A 1288-nucleotide genomic window follows, 5' to 3' on the forward strand; every position below is an offset into this window, starting at 1 on the left:
AAATCGTATAGGTCACTGTGTATGTTCCAGGTCCCGTTCCAGGAGCTACATCCACCGTTCCATTGGCATTTACTGTCAGTGGTCCGTTCGTGTTTGGGGTGATCGTTATATCATTTGGATCAACCGCTACTCCGTTTAAAGTATCATTATCTAAAATATCAGTGTAGGTGATTCCATCAACTCCTTCTTGAGCAGTTGCTGTGTAATCGTCATCTACTGCCTCGATTGGATCAGGATTCCCAACAACAACTGTTACTGTTGCAGTATCACAGTTCGTTGGAACTGCAATCTCACAAATAGTGTAGGTTACTGTGTATGTTCCAGGTCCCGTTCCAGGAGCTACATCTACCGTTCCATTGGCATTGACTGTCAGTGGTCCGTTCGTGTTTGGGGTGATCGTTATATCATTTGGATCTACCGCTACTCCGTTTAAAGTATCATTATCTAAAATATCAGTGTAGGTGATTCCATCAACTCCTTCTTGAGCAGTTGCGGTGTAGTCATCATCTACTGCATCCATCGTTCCGTCTACTACTACCGTTACCGTAGCATCATCACAGTTCGTTGGAACAGCAATTTCACAAATAGTGTAAACAATAGTATAGGTTCCTGAGGCAGTTCCTGCAGCAACCGTTACGGTTCCATCAGCATTCACTGTCAATGGTCCTGTAGTTACTGGTGTTAAACTAACATCGTTTGGATCTAACAATACACCATTTAAAGTATCGTTATCAAATACATTTGATACAGTTCCACCTGTAGTTCCATTTACCGGAGTGGCCGAATAATCATCATCCACTGCCTCGATAGGATCAGGGTTACCAACAACAACTGTTACTGTTGCAGTATCACAGTTCGTTGGAACTGCAATCTCACAAATAGTATAGGTTACTGTATATGTTCCAGGTCCCGTTCCAGGAGCTACATCCACCGTTCCATTGGCATTTACTGTCAGTGGTCCGTTCGTGTTTGGGGTGATCGTAATATCATTTGGATCAACCGCTACTCCGTTTAAAGTATCATTATCTAAAATATCAGTGTAGGTAATTCCATCAACTCCTTCTTGAGCAGTTGCGGTGTAATCATCATCTACAGCATCCATCGTTCCATCAACTACTACCGTTACCGTAGCATCATCACAGTTCGTTGGAACAGCAATTTCACAAATAGTATACACTACTGTATAGGTTCCTGAGTCGGTTCCTGCTGCAACTGTTACCGTTCCATCAGCATTCACTGTCAATGGTCCAGTAGTTACTGGTGTTAAACTAACATCGTTTGGATCTAA

The 1288-nt window shown here is 42.7% G+C and carries 1 pseudogene; it reads right to left on the reverse strand.

Annotated elements, in window-relative coordinates:
- A pseudogene (locus tag BXY75_RS17060) lies at nucleotides 1–1288 on the reverse strand (hypothetical protein); the annotation flags it as partial.

Origin of the sequence: Ulvibacter antarcticus, from assembly GCF_003688405.1 — a bacterium.
Classification (GTDB): Bacteria; Bacteroidota; Bacteroidia; order Flavobacteriales; family Flavobacteriaceae; genus Ulvibacter; species Ulvibacter antarcticus.